This is a genomic window from Pseudomonas sp. MIACH (genome assembly GCF_001269925.1).
In the GTDB taxonomy this organism is placed as follows: Bacteria; Pseudomonadota; Gammaproteobacteria; order Pseudomonadales; family Pseudomonadaceae; genus Aquipseudomonas.
In genome coordinates, this window is record NZ_LHVO01000002.1 from 172565 (window position 1) to 186895 (window position 14331).

Genomic DNA, 14331 nt, shown 5'->3' on the forward strand with positions numbered 1-14331 from the left:
CTACCTTAGGAAATGCAGGGGCAAACCCTGGCAGCTGTCGACCACCTGGCCGTTGTGCCAGGCCAGGTGGCCGGAGACCAGAGTGGTGCTCACGCTGTGGCGAAAGCTACGTTCGGCGAACGGCGTCCAGCCGCAGCGGGCAAGAATCGGTTCATCCCTGACCGGTTTTCCTTCGGGCTCAGGTTTGATCAACACCAGGTCGGCCCAATACCCTTCGCGTAGATAACCCCGGTCGGGGATGGCAAACAGGTCGGCGACCCGGTGGCTGGTCTTGGCCACCAGGGTGGTCAGCGGCACCAGCCCATCGGCCACCAACTCCAACAGCGCCGGCAGCGCGTGTTGCACCAGGGGCAAACCCGCGGGCGCCTCACGATACTCCAACTGTTTTTGCGCCCAGGTATGCGGCGCATGGTCAGTGCCAATCACATCCAGACGATCACTCAGCAAGGCCAGGCGCAGGGCGTCGCGGTCGGCGCGGGTCTTGATCGCCGGGTTGCATTTGATCTGGTGGCCAAGGCGGTGGTAGTCGTGGTCATCGAACAGCAGGTGATGCACGCAGACTTCAGCGGTAATGCGTTTTTGCGCCAGGGGTTTGTCTTCGAACAATTCCAACTCGCGGGCGCTGGTCAGGTGCAGTACATGCAGGCGCGTGCCGTGACGCTTGGCCAATTCCACCGCGAATGAGGATGAGCGATAGCAGGCTTCGGCATCGCGGATCAGCGGGTGGGCGACGGCGGGGATCTTGTCACCGAAGCGTTCACGCATGCGCTGCTGGTTGGCTTGGATGCTCGGCGTGTGTTCGCAGTGGGCGAGGAGGATGGTCGGTACCTCGGCAAATAGCCGTTCCAGGATCCGTGGATCGTCCACCAGCATATTGCCGGTAGAGGCGCCCATGAACACTTTGACCCCGGCCACTTCGCGCGGGTCGAGGGCGGCGACGGTGTCGAGGTTGTCGTTGCTGACCCCGAAGTGAAAGCCGTAGTTGGCCACCGAGTGCAGGGCCGCGCGGCGCTTTTTATCGGCCAGGGCTTCCAGGTTCAGTGTGGCGGGCTGGGTGTTGGGCATGTCCATCACACTGGTAATGCCGCCGGCCACGGCCGCGCGGGACTCGCTGTAGAAGCTGCCCTTATCCGGCGCGCCCGGGTCGCGAAAATGCACCTGATCGTCAATCATGCCCGGCAGCAGCCACTGGCCTTGGGCGTCGATGGCCACCGGCGCGGCGTTCCCGCCGATGCTGCTGGCGATCTTCTCGATACGGCCATTGGCGACCAACACGTCGGCATCGAATTCCTGGCCCTCGTTCACCAGGCGGGCGTTGCGGATCAGCAGGCGGCTCATGGCTCAGAACTCGTTTTGCAGGGCTTTGTAACCGCGCACCAGATCAACGTTGGTACGTGCCACGTCTTCGGAAAACTCCGAGGCGCTGACACTCACCGGTGGGAATTGCGACAAGTCGGTATTCGGCCCGATGCGGGTGGTGGAGGGCACGTAGAAGGCAGCGGGTAAATCACGGCCGTCGACCACCGAGTTATGGCGCACCACGCACCCATCGCCGACGGCGCAGTTGAACAGCACGCTGTTGAAACCGATAAACACGCGGTCGCCGACGGTGCAGGGGCCGTGGACGATGGAGCGATGCGCGATGGATGTAAATTCGCCTATCGTCACCGCCGCGCCAGACTTTGAGTGGATGACCACGCCATCCTGGATATTGGAGTTGGCGCCGATGGTGATCGGGTCCATGGCGCCGCTGGCGTCGACTTCGTCGGCGCGGATCACGGCGTAGGGGCCGACAAACACGTTCTCGCCGATGATGACCTTGCCGCAGATGATCGCGGTCTTGTCGACGTAGGCCGATTCGGCAATCACCGGCAGATCGCCGGATGGGTTCTTGCGGATCATATAACTGGCTCCGTAATGACATGAACATAGGCGCCGTCGATGGCGTTGTAGAAGCAGGTGGGGCGGCCGGTGTGGCAGGCCGGGCCTTGTTGGTCGACGATCAGCAGTACCGCGTCGCCGTCACAATCCAGGCGTGCTTCCACCAACTGTTGCCAGTGGCCGGAGCTTTCGCCTTTGCGCCACAACTGTCGGCGCGAGCGCGACCAGTAGCAGACCTGCCCGGTGGCCAGTGTTTCGTTGAGGGCCTGGCGGTTCATCCAGGCCAGCATCAACACTTCGCCGCTGCCGTGTTGCTGGGCGATGGCGGCGATCAGGCCGTCGCTGTTCCACGGCAGGGCGTCGAGCACAGCGGCGAGTGGAAAGCGGCTGCCGACGGCGGCCCCTTCCAGTTCGAGCATGCTCAGGGTCACGGCTTGCTCAACGCTGCGCACAGCGTGTTGAGGTTATACTCGAACAGCCCGGTGAAGGTGCTCGCCGGGCCTTCTGCAGCCAGGGCGTCGGAGTACAGCGTGCCGCCGATCTGCGCGCCGCTTTCATCGGCGATCTGCTTGAGCAGGCGCGAGTCCTTGATGTTTTCCATGAACACGGCTTTGACCTTGTCTTTGCGGATCTGGGTGATCAGCGCGGCGACTTCGGCGGCCGACGGTTCACGTTCGGTGGACAGGCCTTGCGGCGCCAGGAACTGGATGCCATAGGCCTGGCCCAGGTAGCCGAAGGCGTCATGGGAGGTAACGATGCGACGGTTACCCGGCGGCAGCGCGCCGAATTTGGTCTTGGCTTCGGCCAGCAGGCGATAGATTTGCTTCAGGTAGGCCTGGCTGTTGCGCAGGTAGTCGGCCTTGTTGGCCGGGTCGGCAACCACCAGCGCCTTGGTGATGTTGTTCACATAAATTTCGGCGTTGGCCAGGTTGTGCCAGGCGTGCGGGTCGGGGATGGTTTCGCCGTCTTCCTCCATGGTGTGGGAAATCACGCCTTTGCTGGCGGTGACCACCGTGGCCTTGGTTTCGGTGCTGGTCACCAGACGGTCCAGCCACGGCTCGAAGCCCAGGCCGTTCTTGATGATCAGCTTGGCCTTGAGCAGCGCCTTGGCGTCGTCCGGGGTGGGTTCGTAGGTATGGGCATCGGCGTCGGGGCCGACCATGTTGCTGATCTGGATGTGATCACCACCGATCTGGTGGGTGATGTCATCGAGAATACTGAAGCTGGTAACCACTTGGAGTTTGTCGGCGGCCTGGGCCATCGACAGCGGCAGCAGCAGGCTGAACAGCACGAGTAGAGCGCGCATCGGGAAACACCTCATTGGGATGTAAGCAAAGGCGGGCGGCGCAGCAAGCCGTGCACCGGACCGAAGACCACGGACAGCAGGTACCCGCCGCCAGCCACCAGCACAATCGCCGGGCCGCTGGGCAGCGAGAAGTAGAACGACAGCAACAAACCCAACCACACCGACAGGCATCCCAGCACTGCCGATACCGCGATCAACACCGGCAGGCGCCGGCTCCAGAAGCGTGAAGCGATGGCCGGTAACATCATCAAACCCACCACCATCAAGGCGCCGATGGCCTGGAAGCCAATCACCAGGTTCAGTACCACCAGGGTCAGGAACAAGCCGTGGGCCAGGGGGCCAAGGCGGCTGACGGTTTGCAGGAACAGCGGGTCGAGGGTGTCCAGCAGCAGCGGTTTGTAGATCAGCGCCATGGCGATCAGGCTGAACCCGGAGACCCAGAGCATGCCGGTCAGGGTGGTTTCGTCGACAGCCAGGGCAGAGCCGAACAGCAGGTGCAGCAGGTCCAGGCGCTTGCCGGCCAGGCCCAGGATCAATACGCCGGCGGCGAGGGAGATGGGGTAGATAGCGGCGAGGCTGGCGTCTTCGCGCAGGCCGGTGCGGCGGGTAATCCACGCCGACAAGCCGGCCATGCTCAGGCCCGCGCCCAGGCCGCCGATGGTCAGTGCGGGCAGGCTCAAGCCCGCGAACCAGAAGCCCAGTGCGGCGCCGGGCAATATGCCGTGGGCCACGGCGTCACCGATCAGGCTCATGCGCCGCAGGATCAGAAATACGCCGAGCGGAGCGGTGCTGCAGGCGAGCACCAGCCCGCCGATCAGCGCGCGACGCATGAAGACGAAGTCGAGGAAGGGCATCCACAGGTGGGCCGCGAAGTGCATCAGGCCACCTGCATGTGAGGCTGTGGGCGGATCAACTCTTTGCTGGAGCCGAACACACAGCCACTGCTTTTGATCTGCACCACCTGCTGGGTGTGATGGCGTACGGAGGCCAGGTCATGACACACCACCACCAAGGTTCGGCCTTCGGCGTGCCAGGCGTGGATATGGTTCCAGCACAGCGCCTGGCCCTCTTCGTCCAGGGCGGCATGGGGCTCGTCAAGCAGTAACACTGGCGACTCGGCCAGGCTCATGCGGGCGAGCAGGGCGCGTTGTAGTTGCCCACCGGACAACGCCATCAGCGGGCGCTGTTCCAGACCGCTGAGGCACCAGTCTTCCAACACTTTTTGCAGGCGCTCGCTTCTTTGCTGCGGGGTGAGGCGCGTGCCCCAGAAGCCGGCGGCGACCAGCTCTTGCAGGCTGATCGGGAACTGACGATCAAGGTGCTGTTGCTGGGGCAGGAACGACAGGCCACCTCGGCGTGGAACATCCACGGTGACGTTGCCCGCCAACGGTTTTTGCAGGCCGGCGATGACTTTGAGCAGGCTGCTTTTACCGCAGCCGTTGGGGCCGATCACACCGGTGAGGCTGCCTTTTTCCAGGGTGAAATCCACGGCAGGAGTGAGCGGTTGGCCAGGGGCGCCCCAGCGCAAAGCGGTGCAGGTGATCATGCAGGGTTTCTCGTCCAGCGGCTTTCAGCCACGGCATCGTGCGCGTGCAGGCTTTCGGCGTGGATTACTTTGAGGTGGAAGGCTTTGACGGCGTCCGAGCGTTTCAAGGCGAGGTTAAGGCGGCGGGCGGCGTCTTCGCAGAACATCAGGTTCTGCCCGTTGGCCAGGGCGAAGGCTTGTTCGTCCGCGCGTTTTACGGCGGTTTGCACGGCGGTGCCGAGGGCCGCTTCGGCAGTGTTGATCAGGTCTATCAGTGGCAGGTGATCGCCTTGCAGGTGGACGTGCAACTGCGCACTGCTGCGCTGGCTGTGGGGTGTGGCGACGATACCGTTGGCGCTGCCGAGCCAGGTCAGTACTTCTTCATGCAGCAACGGCGTGTTGCCGAAGTCTTGGATAAATTGCTGCTGAATCAACTGCCTGGCGAGGGCAGCGGAACACGGGCAGGTTGAGGAATACGTAACGTTAATTTTTAGTTCCACGTGGAACATCTGGTTTTCCAGGCGTGCTTCGATGCTCACTGGGTAGCTTTTCCAACCGGCCAGCGGGCTGACCAGCGCCGGGCGTTTCAGCAGTAAATGCGTGTGCAGACGCAGGTAGGCGTTCTTAGATAAATCTTCATGACTGTCGAGAAACCGCTGCAGTACATTGCGCAGAAGTGCGGGCGTAAGGGGCTGCTGGTCGAGCATCTCCAGTGCCAGGTACAGGCGTGACATATGAATGCCACGGGCGGTGCCGTCGTCCAGGCTGACGCCGGCATCGGCGGTGGCGGTCAGGCGCTGGCCATCGATGAGGATCGGCAGGGCGATGCCGCACATGCCCACCCAGTCGAGTGGCAAGGCTTGGCGTGAAGCCTGCGCGGCGATATCCGGCAGAGTCAGCGCATTCATAAGCAGGTCCATCGTTGGAAATAATTCGACATGTTATAGTATAACAATAGAATCCACGATGAATTTTCTGCCCCGACCTTTTTTCAGTCATGTCGAGTACGGACGCTCCTTTATTCGCGGTATTTGTCATGCACAGACGTCAGCTCCTCAACCTGCTCCTGGCCAGCCCTTTGTTTGCTTTGCCGTTCGCCGTCCACGCGACTCAGATCCGCAATGCGCGCCTGTGGCGCTCGGACGACAAGCTGCGCCTGGTGTTCGACCTTAGCGGCCCAGTGCAATACAAGACGTTCTCTCTGACGGCACCGGAACGCCTGATCATCGACCTGAGCGGCGCAGGCCTCAGTGGTGACTTTTCTCAACTTGAGCTGAAGAACAGCGGGATCACCTCGATTCGCTCGGGGCATTTCGGCAAGGCGGATACGCGCATCGTGCTTGACCTGGCCGCGCCGATGCAGCTCAACAGCTTTGTATTGCCGCCTCAGAACGGGCAGGGGCATCGCCTGGTGCTGGACCTGACCAGCGCCACCCGTGCACCGCGTCAAATCGCGGCTGAGGCCGTGCCCTTGGTGGCCCCGGTGGACAAGGCGCACCCCAAGCGCGACATCATTGTGGTGGTCGACCCCGGCCACGGCGGCAAAGACCCCGGTGCTGTCGGGTCCAAGGGCCAGCGCGAAAAAGACGTGGTGTTGTCTATCGCCCAACTGCTGGCCAAGCGCCTGAAACGCGAAAAGGGTTTTGACGTGAAACTGGTGCGTAACGACGACTTCTTTGTGCCGTTGCGCAAGCGCGTGGACATCGCCCGTCAGCACAAGGCCGATATGTTCATCTCGGTGCATGCCGATGCTGCGCCACGGCTCACTGCCTCGGGCGCCTCGGTGTATGCGCTGTCGGAGGGCGGCGCCACCTCGGCCACGGCGCGTTTTATGGCCCAGCGCGAAAACGGTGCGGACCTGCTGGGCGCTACCACGTTGCTGAATCTCAAGGATAAGGATCCGATGCTGGCCGGGGTGATTCTTGATATGTCGATGAACGCCACCATCGCCTCCAGCCTGCAACTGGGCAGCTCGGTGTTGGGGAGCCTGCAAAGCATCACCAGCCTGCATCAGAAACGTGTGGAACAGGCGGGGTTCGCGGTGCTCAAGTCACCGGACGTGCCGTCGATCCTGGTGGAGACCGGCTTTATCTCCAATGCCCAGGACGCCCAGCGCCTGGTGACGGCGCGCCATCAACAAGCGGTTGCGGATGGTTTGTTTGAAGGCCTGAAAAAATACTTCCAGAAGAACCCGCCGATGAACAGCTACATGGCCTGGATTCAGGAACAGAAGAACGCTCAGGTCTAACAGCCGGTAATTCGGCTGCACGTGAACTTGGCAGTGGCGCCACCGGAGCTGGAAAACCGGTTGATCGTGGTCCAGCCCACCCGTCGCGTGTAGCCGACCCATGCCTCCCCATCCGACGCCAGGCCGGTAAAGAACGTCAGTTGCCCGTAGCGGCTGTTGGTTTGCGCCCAATAACGTTTACCGACCACCTCGAAACCACGCAAATACGTAGTGGTGCCCACCGTCGCCACGCTGTAGGCATTGCCCAGCGGATCCACACAGGCCAACAGGTTGGCGCTGCGCGTGCAATTGGCCAGCAAGCTTGGTGCTTGGGCGCAGGCAGGTCCTGCCGCTGCCAGTAACAGGGCGCACACCAGGTATTTCATACGGGGTCTCGGGGCCGGCAAGGGTTCAAGCATTGCGCCCTTCGTCGCAACGAGCAAGGGGGGATTGGCTTATTTGTATTGTTATACTATAACATTAGCGCAGCCTGACCCGTGAACCGCTCACCCTGACAGGTCAACCCTGATGAGGATTACCTGATGCCCAATCGTCTCCCCGTTACCGTGTTGTCCGGCTTTCTCGGCGCCGGTAAAAGCACGCTGCTCAACTACGTCCTGCGCAACCGCGAAAACCTGCGCGTGGCGGTGATCGTCAACGACATGAGCGAAATCAATATCGACGGCAGCGAGGTGCAGCGTGACGTCACCCTCAACCGTTCCGAAGAAAAACTGGTGGAGATGAGCAACGGCTGTATCTGCTGCACCTTGCGTGAAGACTTGCTCGAAGAAGTCGGAAAACTCGCCAAGGAAGGTCGTTTCGATTACCTGTTGATCGAGTCCACCGGTATCTCCGAGCCATTGCCAGTGGCTGAAACCTTTACCTTCCGCGATGAAAACGAGCAAAGCCTGGCTGACATCGCGCGCCTGGACACCATGGTCACCGTGGTCGACGGCATGAACTTCCTGCTCGACTACCAGGCTGCCGAAAGCCTGGCCTCACGGGGCGAAACCCTCGGTGAGGAAGACGAACGCTCGATCACCGACCTGTTGATTGAGCAGATCGAATTCGCCGACGTCATCCTGATCAGCAAGATCGACCTGATCAGCAGCCATGAGCGCGAGGAACTGATGGCGATCCTTGAGCGCCTCAATGCCCAGGCGGAAATCATCCCGATGGTCATGGGCGAAGTGCCGCTGAACAAGATCCTCAACACCGGCCGCTTCGACTTCGAACGCGCCGCGCAAGCGCCAGGTTGGTTGCAGGCGTTGCGTGGTGAACATGTGCCGGAAACCGAAGAGTACGGCATCGCCTCCACGGCTTATCGCGCACGTCGCCCCTTCCATCCGCAACGCTTCTTCGACTTTATCGACCGGCCTTGGGTCAACGGCAAACTGCTGCGTTCCAAGGGGTTTTTCTGGCTGGCCAGCAAGCATCAGGATGCGGGCAGTTGGTCCCAGGCCGGTGGCTTGATGCGCCACGGGTTTGCCGGACGCTGGTGGCGTTTTGTGCCGAAAAGCCAATGGCCCCAGGATGAAGAAAGCGTCGCCGCCATCATGGGTAACTGGCAGCTCAGTACCGGCGACTGCCGTCAGGAACTGGTGTTTATCGGACAGAACATCGACTTCGCGCGGATGCGTGCCGAGTTGGACGCGTGTTTGCTCACCGATGAAGAGATGGCCTTGGGCGTCGAAGGTTGGCGCCTGCTGGCTGATCCGTTTGGTCCCTGGTATGAAGAGGCCGCCTGATGCTGGCATCGGTTAATGCCTTGCGCCCCGTGATTCGCCAGACCCGTGGTGAAACCCCGCTGGCGCTGTCCGATATTCTCGAAGACGGCGTGAACCTGGCGCTGTGGCAGCGCCAATTGCCGCTGCATATCGCCGAGTTCGGCGCCTTGCTGGTGGCGCTCAATGAGCCGTTGGCCGAGTCCCTGGTGATCGAACTCAACAGCGAAGACGCCGAGCCGAGCTTGCGCGGCCTGGCGTCCAGTTGCCGCGATCTTGAAGGCTACGAAGGTTTTATCGCCGATGTGTCTTGGCTGGTCAGCGCCTTTGCGTGCTTGCTCGGCGCCAAGCGCATCGGTGTACGCCTGCGGTTGCTGGATAAAGCCATGTGCCCGCGTTTTCACGTCGACCATGTGCCGGTACGGCTGATCACCACCTATGCCGGCATCGGCAGCCAGTGGTTGCGCGAAGGGGTGATGGACCGGCGCAAGCTCAGCCAACCGGACGCTGAACCCCGTGAGCGCATCGAACAGATCCGGTGCGGTGAAGTGGCCCTGCTCAAAGGCAGCAAATGGCACGGCAACGAAGATCACGGCCTGATCCATCGCTCCCCCGCGCTGAAAGCGGATGAGCGCCGATTGATTCTGACGCTGGATTGGCTCGCGTAACCGCGTAGGATCAAACGCTCTACACGGTCCGAACGATGGCACTCATGCTGCAGAACATTCCCACCCACGTGATTGCCGGGCCCTTGGGCGCCGGCAAGACCAGCCTGATCAAGCACCTGCTCGCCCAACGCCCGGCCAACGAGCGCTGGGCGGTGTTGATCAACGAGTTCGGCCAGATCGGCCTGGACGCTGCACTGCTGACCCTGGATGACGACGGCATTGCCCTCGGCGAAGTTGCCGGTGGCTGTCTCTGTTGTGTGAATGGCGCACCGTTCCAGGTAGGCCTGGGCCGGTTGCTGCGTAAGGCCAAGCCGGATCGGTTGTTTATCGAACCTTCGGGCCTGGGCCATCCTGCGCAGTTGCTCAAGCAGTTGCGCGAAGCGCCATGGCAGCAGGTACTGGCGGTTCAGCCCTGTGTGCTGGTGCTGGATGCCCAGGCGCTGGCAGCGGGCAAACCTTTGCCGCCAGCGCAGCAGGAAGCGTTGGCCAGTGCCGGGCTGTTGGTCTTGAACAAGGATGAGGGGTTGGATGCTGCGCAACGCGAGGCCGTCGAACGACAGCTACCCGAACGCGACATTTATTGGACGCGCCAGGCGCACGTGCCGCTCGGCAAACTGCCAGGCTTGAATGCGCAGGCTGAAGCTGCTGTGGGTAACTTCGCCGTGCCCAAAGGGTTGGGTCAATTGCCGGCTATCTGGAGCGATCCAGCATTGCCGATCTGCCTGAGTCAGGCCCAGGAGTGCGGCTGGAGTATCGGTTGGCGCTGGCACCCGAGCCAGCAATTCGATTCCGAGCGTCTGCACCTGTGGCTGACATCCCTTGAGTGGCGCCGCGCCAAATTGGTTATCCACAGCCATGATGGCTGGATCTCGGCCAACGCTGTGGATAACAGCCCGCTTGCCTGGCAACCCAGCGAATGGCGTCGCGACTCACGTATCGAATTGATCTTCAGTGCGCCACAGGACGTGGCCACGTTGCAGGCCGCACTGGCTGCCTGCCGTTACTGACGGTTCTTGGTGGCGTGGTCCTGGCGCCACTGGCTCAGCTCGATCACATTGGCGCTGGGCGGTGTTTCCTTGGCCTCGAACGGGTAGGGCGCCAGTTCGATTTGCGCGCTGTGGGCGCCGAATTGCGTGATGGTTCCACTGTGACGGGTCTCGCCCGTGACGGTGAACTCGAAATTGTAGATACGCGCCAGACGCCGCCGACCGTTGGCGTCCTTCACAAAACCGACGCGCTTCAACGCTACGGCGCCGTCGAGCAATTCGATATCGAGCTTGGCACAATGCTGCTTGACCCGCGCCAGCGCCCGCTCTCGCAGGCCGTGGTTGTGCCATACCCAGGCGGCGCCGGTCGCCAGCAGCATCAACACGAAGATGTTTCCCAGGGTCAGCATGCGAAAAACTCCAACAAAGTGAGAGCAGCTTAACTGTGTCGCCGGTCTGTCGTACAGGCTGCGTTTAGTCGCATACTGCGCGGCCAGAATTTCAATCGCTTGACGGAAACCCCCTGCATGAAACGCACACCTCATCTGCTTGCGATCCAGTCTCATGTGGTATTTGGCCACGCCGGAAACAGCGCCGCCGTGTTCCCCATGCAGCGGGTCGGGGTGAATGTCTGGCCGCTGAACACGGTGCAGTTCTCCAACCATACGCAGTATGGCCAGTGGGCGGGCGAAGTGTTGGCGCCGCAGCAGATTCCTGCGCTGGTGGAAGGCATTGCTGCCATCGGCGAGCTGGGCAACTGCGATGCGATCCTGTCTGGCTACCTGGGCAGTGCGGACCAGGGTCGCGCGATTCTTACCGGTGTGGCGCGCATCAAGGCCATCAACCCCAAGGCTCTTTACCTGTGCGACCCGGTGATGGGCCATCCGGAAAAAGGCTGCATCGTGCCGCAGGAAGTCAGCGATTTCCTGCTGGAAGAAGCCGCCGCCATGGCCGACTTCCTGTGTCCCAACCAACTGGAACTGGACAGCTTTGCCGGGCGCAAGCCGCAATCGCTGTTCGATTGCCTGGGAATGGCCAAGGCGCTGTTGGCGCGCGGGCCGAAGGCGGTGCTGGTCAAGCACCTGGATTATCCGGGCAAGCTGCCGGATGGCTTCGAGATGCTGTTGGTAACCGCCGAGGGCAGCTGGCACCTGCGTCGGCCGCTGCTGGCGTTCCCGCGCCAGCCGGTGGGCGTGGGCGACCTGACGTCGGGGCTGTTCCTGGCGCGGGTGCTGCTGGGCGACAGCCTGCTGGCGGCTTTTGAATTCACGGCAGCGGCGGTGCACGAAGTGCTGCTGGAAACCCAGGCCTGCGCCAGTTACGAGCTGGAACTGGTACGCGCCCAGGACCGCATCGCCCATCCTCGCGTACGTTTCGAGGCGACGCCGATCGGCCTGTAAATGTGGGAGGGAGCAAGTCCCTCCCACATTTTGATCGGGCTTACAGGCCTGGACTTACAGCGCGTCATCCTTGATTTCCTGGTAGCGCTTCTCCAGCTCCTGGCGGATCTGCCGGCGTTGCTGGGCCTGCACGAACCGGCGCTTGTCTTCACTGTTATGCGGTTGCAGCGGCGGTACGGCAGCGGGTTTGCGCTGGTCGTCCACGGCCACCATGGTGAAGAAGCAGCTGTTGGTATGGCGCACCGAGCGTTCGCGGATGTTCTCGGTCACCACCTTGATGCCCACTTCCATCGACGTATTGCCGGTGTAGTTGACCGATGCAAGGAATGTCACCAGCTCGCCGACATGGATCGGCTCGCGAAAAATCACCTGGTCCACCGACAACGTCACCACATAGCGACCGGCATAACGGCTCGCGCAGGCGTAGGCCACTTCGTCGAGGTACTTGAGCAGGGTGCCGCCGTGGACATTGCCTGAGAAGTTGGCCATGTCAGGGGTCATCAATACCGTCATCGACAGTTGGGCGTTTCCGGGTTCCATAGCACACTCACGGGTTGTAGGCATTGGTTGGGGGGCACCTCTGCGGGTGCTGGAATCTTTGCAGCGCCATCCCTTACGGGACGCCAGTGGGCGGCTTGCCGTCACGCGTTCACCGATCTGTTTCCATATATTGCACCGGCTTTCCGGCGGAAGTCGCGGTGTTAACCTTCCAAAGCCCATCTCAGGGCATTTCTTACGATCAAGGCAGACTTTTCCTTCCGATCTTCACGGCCTCTTATGGGCGTGGGCGGAAGTGGGAAAAGCGCCAGTACCCTCAAGGAGCCCCTCGCCATGCACGCCATCAGCTTTATCCAGGACTTGGCCGTGATCATGCTGGTGGCGGGGGTGGTCACCGTCCTGTTTCACCGCCTCAAGCAGCCCGTGGTGCTGGGGTACATCGTCGCCGGCTTCATCATTGGCCCGCACACGCCGCCGTTCGGCCTGATCCACGACGAAGACACCATCAAGACCCTCGCCGAGCTGGGGGTGATCTTCCTGATGTTCTGCCTGGGCCTGGAGTTCAGCCTGCGCAAGCTGTTCAAGGTGGGTGCCACGGCGTTTATCGCGGCCTTCCTGGAAATCATCCTGATGATCTGGATCGGCTACGAGATTGGCCGCTGGTTCGACTGGAACACCATGGATTCGCTGTTCCTCGGCGCGATCCTGGCAATCTCCTCGACCACTATCATCGTGAAGGCACTTAATGACCTGAAGATGAAAAACCAACGCTTTGCCCAGCTGATTTTTGGCGTGCTGATCGTCGAAGATATTCTTGGCATCGGCATCATCGCCTTGCTGTCGAGCATCGCCGTCAGCGGCACGGTGAGTTCCGGCGAGGTGTTCTCCACGGTCGGCAAGCTCTCGCTGTTCATGATTGTGGCCTTGGTGATTGGCATCCTGCTGGTGCCGCGCCTGCTGGCCTACGTGGCCAAGTTCGAAAGCAACGAAATGCTGCTGATTACCGTATTGGGCCTGTGTTTCGGTTTCTGCCTGCTGGTGGTCAAGCTGGAGTACAGCATGGTGCTGGGCGCGTTCCTGATCGGCGCGATCATGGCCGAATCCCGGCAATTGGTGAAGATCGAGCGCCTGATCGAGCCGGTTCGCGACATGTTCAGCGCGATCTTCTTCGTGGCGATCGGCTTGATGATCGACCCGCAGATCCTCCTGCAATACGCCTGGCCGATCGCGGTGATCACCGTGGCCGTGGTGCTGGGCAAGATGCTGTCCTGCGGCCTGGGTGCCTTTATCGCCGGCAATGACGGCCGTACCTCACTGCGCGTAGGCATGGGGCTGTCACAAATTGGCGAGTTTTCCTTCATCATCGCCGCGCTGGGCATGACCTTGCAGGTCACCAGCGACTTCCTGTATCCGGTGGCGGTGGCCGTTTCGGCGATCACTACGCTGCTCACGCCGTACCTGATTCGCGGCGCCGATCCCTTGTCATTGAAGATCGCCGCCGTGATGCCCAAGCGTATGAGCCGGGTGTTTGGCATGTACGGCGAATGGTTGCGCAGTATTCAGCCGCAAGGCGAGGGCGCAATGCTGGCGTCGATGATCCGCAAGATCATCCTGCAGGTGGGCGTGAACCTGGCGCTGGTGATCGCGATTTTCTTCGCCGGAAGCTTTTTTGCGGTGCGCATTGGTGGGTATCTGGAGGGTTGGATCAGTGATCCAAGCTGGCAGAAGGCGTTGATCTGGGGTGGGGCATTGCTGTTGTCGCTGCCGTTCCTGATTGCGGCGTACCGCAAGCTCAAGGCGCTGTCGATGTTGCTGGCGGAGATGAGTGTGAAACCGGAGATGGCCGGGCGACATACCCAGCGGGTGCGCCGGGTGATTGCGGAGCTGATCCCGATTTTGTCGCTGCTGGTGATCTTTGTGCTATTGGCAGCCTTGTCGGCCAGTATTCTGCCGACCAACAAGTTGCTGGTGCTGATTGCCGTGGTCACGGCAGCGGTGGCGGCGGTGCTCTGGCGATGGTTCATCCGCGTGCATACGCGGATGCAGGTCGCCTTGCTGGAGACGCTGGATAACCATAAGGATACGCCGGAGCACTAGTGGGGGCCGCTACGCGGCC

Annotated in this window: 16 protein-coding genes; 6 read left to right on the forward strand and 10 right to left on the reverse strand. The window is 61.6% G+C overall.

All coding sequences use genetic code 11. From position 1 onward, the window contains the following. Genes AD670_RS00815 through folE2 form a run of 7 tightly spaced genes read right to left on the reverse strand, consistent with a single transcriptional unit; the run spans position 1 to position 5620 of the window. The gene (locus AD670_RS00815; protein WP_053127506.1) at positions 1–1338 is read right to left on the reverse strand and encodes a dihydroorotase; all 1338 of its coding nucleotides are present in this window, start codon (positions 1336–1338) and stop codon (positions 1–3) included. Between the two features lie 3 nt (positions 1339–1341). Continuing rightward, complete coding sequence (locus AD670_RS00820) at positions 1342–1902, reverse strand: DapH/DapD/GlmU-related protein (protein ID WP_005792581.1); 561 nt, start codon at positions 1900–1902, stop codon at positions 1342–1344. Continuing rightward, positions 1899–2312, reverse strand: a complete 414-nt coding sequence (gene hisI, locus AD670_RS00825; RefSeq protein ID WP_082340880.1) for a phosphoribosyl-AMP cyclohydrolase — start codon at positions 2310–2312, stop codon at positions 1899–1901. The genes AD670_RS00820 and hisI overlap by 4 nt, the downstream gene beginning before the upstream one ends. Further along, complete coding sequence (locus AD670_RS00830) at positions 2309–3187, reverse strand: metal ABC transporter substrate-binding protein (RefSeq protein ID WP_053127508.1); 879 nt, start codon at positions 3185–3187, stop codon at positions 2309–2311. Before AD670_RS00830 ends, hisI begins: the two co-directional genes overlap by 4 nt. Before the next feature lie 11 nt (positions 3188–3198). Next, the gene (locus AD670_RS00835; protein WP_053127510.1) at positions 3199–4065 is read right to left on the reverse strand and encodes a metal ABC transporter permease; all 867 of its coding nucleotides are present in this window, start codon (positions 4063–4065) and stop codon (positions 3199–3201) included. Continuing rightward, positions 4065–4733 (reverse strand): metal ABC transporter ATP-binding protein, encoded by a 669-nt coding sequence (locus AD670_RS00840; protein ID WP_053127512.1) that lies wholly within the window; start codon positions 4731–4733, stop codon positions 4065–4067. Before AD670_RS00840 ends, AD670_RS00835 begins: the two co-directional genes overlap by 1 nt. Further along, positions 4730–5620, reverse strand: a complete 891-nt coding sequence (folE2, locus tag AD670_RS00845; RefSeq protein ID WP_053127513.1) for a GTP cyclohydrolase FolE2 — start codon at positions 5618–5620, stop codon at positions 4730–4732. Before folE2 ends, AD670_RS00840 begins: the two co-directional genes overlap by 4 nt. Positions 5621–5748: 128 nt before the next feature. On the opposite strand from folE2, the gene AD670_RS00850 reads away from it, so the two are divergent. Next, positions 5749–6960 (forward strand): N-acetylmuramoyl-L-alanine amidase, encoded by a 1212-nt coding sequence (locus AD670_RS00850; RefSeq protein WP_053127517.1) that lies wholly within the window; start codon positions 5749–5751, stop codon positions 6958–6960. Here AD670_RS00850 and AD670_RS00855 read toward each other — a convergent pair. Beyond that, on the reverse strand, positions 6957–7325 hold the full coding sequence (locus AD670_RS00855) for a hypothetical protein (RefSeq protein ID WP_053127519.1): 369 nt from the start codon (positions 7323–7325) through the stop codon (positions 6957–6959). The two genes, AD670_RS00850 and AD670_RS00855, sit on opposite strands and share 4 nt — an antisense overlap. A gap of 156 nt (positions 7326–7481) precedes the next feature. On the opposite strand from AD670_RS00855, the gene zigA reads away from it, so the two are divergent. Genes zigA through AD670_RS00870 form a run of 3 tightly spaced genes read left to right on the forward strand, consistent with a single transcriptional unit; the run spans position 7482 to position 10338 of the window. Then, the gene (gene zigA / locus AD670_RS00860; RefSeq protein WP_053127521.1) at positions 7482–8687 is read left to right on the forward strand and encodes a zinc metallochaperone GTPase ZigA; all 1206 of its coding nucleotides are present in this window, start codon (positions 7482–7484) and stop codon (positions 8685–8687) included. Next, positions 8687–9331, forward strand: coding sequence for a DUF1826 domain-containing protein (locus AD670_RS00865; RefSeq protein WP_053127524.1), 645 nt, complete (start codon positions 8687–8689; stop codon positions 9329–9331). The genes zigA and AD670_RS00865 overlap by 1 nt, the downstream gene beginning before the upstream one ends. A gap of 44 nt (positions 9332–9375) precedes the next feature. After that, positions 9376–10338 (forward strand): GTP-binding protein, encoded by a 963-nt coding sequence (locus tag AD670_RS00870; RefSeq protein ID WP_053127526.1) that lies wholly within the window; start codon positions 9376–9378, stop codon positions 10336–10338. On the opposite strand, the gene AD670_RS00875 is transcribed toward AD670_RS00870, so the two are convergent. After that, on the reverse strand, positions 10332–10727 hold the full coding sequence (locus AD670_RS00875; RefSeq protein WP_053127528.1) for a DUF3301 domain-containing protein: 396 nt from the start codon (positions 10725–10727) through the stop codon (positions 10332–10334). The genes AD670_RS00870 and AD670_RS00875 overlap by 7 nt on opposite strands. Before the next feature lie 117 nt (positions 10728–10844). Here AD670_RS00875 and pdxY point away from each other — a divergent pair, with 117 nt between their 5' ends. Beyond that, positions 10845–11717 (forward strand): pyridoxal kinase PdxY, encoded by an 873-nt coding sequence (gene pdxY / locus AD670_RS00880; RefSeq protein ID WP_053127530.1) that lies wholly within the window; start codon positions 10845–10847, stop codon positions 11715–11717. A gap of 54 nt (positions 11718–11771) precedes the next feature. Here the strand turns inward: pdxY and AD670_RS00885 are convergent, their stop codons facing one another. Then, positions 11772–12257 carry an acyl-CoA thioesterase gene (locus AD670_RS00885; RefSeq protein ID WP_053127532.1) on the reverse strand — a complete coding sequence of 162 codons (486 nt, stop codon included), beginning with the start codon at positions 12255–12257 and terminating at the stop codon, positions 11772–11774. 291 nt (positions 12258–12548) lie between these two features. Between AD670_RS00885 and AD670_RS00890 the strand changes: the two genes are divergently transcribed. Next, a complete protein-coding gene (locus tag AD670_RS00890; protein ID WP_053127534.1) occupies positions 12549–14312 on the forward strand; it encodes a cation:proton antiporter in 1764 nt (587 codons plus the stop codon). The last annotated feature ends 19 nt before the right edge of the window (positions 14313–14331 follow it).